Here is a 962-nt window from a genome sequence, read left to right as displayed (position 1 = left end):
GCGGCTCACGTTTTCGTGATAAATATCCTTTCTAAATAGTTGATATGCCCGATGCAGAATCGGGCATTTTTTTTGAGATTGTTATGAATAAAAACAAAATCATTGTATTGCTGATTGCTTTGGTTGCCGTATTTGCCTATCAAAAAATGCAAAACAAGCAGCCGCTACAATCGCAGCATCAGCAGAAAATAGAAGCCGTTCAAAAACAAAACAATGCGGGCGGAGAAAACGCCGATACGGCTCAACAGCAAACCGGTTCGGGCAAACAATCGGCAGAAGCGGTTTTGAAACAGGCGTTTGAAAACGAGCAAAGCGATATTCAGGTTGAGGGCGAGGGCACGGTATGGAAAACCCTGCCGGATGACAACAAAGGCACGCGCCACCAACGCTTTATCTTGAAGCTCTCCAGCGGTCAGACGCTTTTGGTGGCACATAATATCGACCTTGCCGATAAGATTAAAGGCTTGAAAAAAGGCGATAAAGTAGCGTTTTACGGAGAATACGAATGGTCGGAGCAGGGCGGCGTTATCCATTGGACGCACCATGACCCGTCAGGCCGGCATACTGACGGCTGGTTGAAACACGACGGCCGCCTTTATCAGTAAAAACGGTTTTCCTGTTTTTTTCAGACGGCCTGAAACACGGCCTTCGGCTTGAAAGATGGTAGAAATCGGCGCAAAATGTTAACAAGTTAAACAGACGGAAAAATATTGTTCCGTCCATTGGAATACACAGTAGATTGGAGAATAAATGAACAAAAAACTTCATCCGCAAACGCTGGCCATCCGGGGCGGCAAAGAGCAGACCGAATATCGCGAACACAATCAGGCGCTGTTTTTGACCAGCAGCTTCATGTGGGAAAGCGCGCAACATGCGGCAGATTTGTTTTCCAAAAAAATTAAAGGCTTTACCTATACCCGTACAGCCAATCCGACTACTGCCGCTTTTGAAAAACGCATTGC

Annotated in this window: 2 protein-coding genes; both read left to right on the top strand. The window is 46.3% G+C overall.

Going from position 1 to position 962, the window contains the following annotated elements:
- The first annotated feature begins 44 nt into the window (after positions 1–44).
- Complete coding sequence (locus tag ACTHS3_RS14990) at positions 45–605, top strand: DUF3465 domain-containing protein (protein ID WP_003747405.1); 561 nt, start codon at positions 45–47, stop codon at positions 603–605.
- Positions 606–750: 145 nt separating this feature from the next.
- Positions 751–962, top strand: a 212-nt coding sequence (locus ACTHS3_RS14985) for a PLP-dependent transferase (protein ID WP_440368367.1), incomplete at its 3' end; no start/stop codon positions are given.

It is taken from the genome of Neisseria sp. P0009.S007 (assembly GCF_051962515.1).
Note: the sequence above shows the minus strand (reverse complement) of the source record. Positions and strands in the feature narration are given on the sequence as shown.

Coding starts and splice junctions, on each gene's coding strand:
- ACTHS3_RS14990 (WP_003747405.1), top strand. CDS start 45: ATGCCCGATGCAGAATCGGGCATTTTTTTTGAGATTGTTATGAATAAA.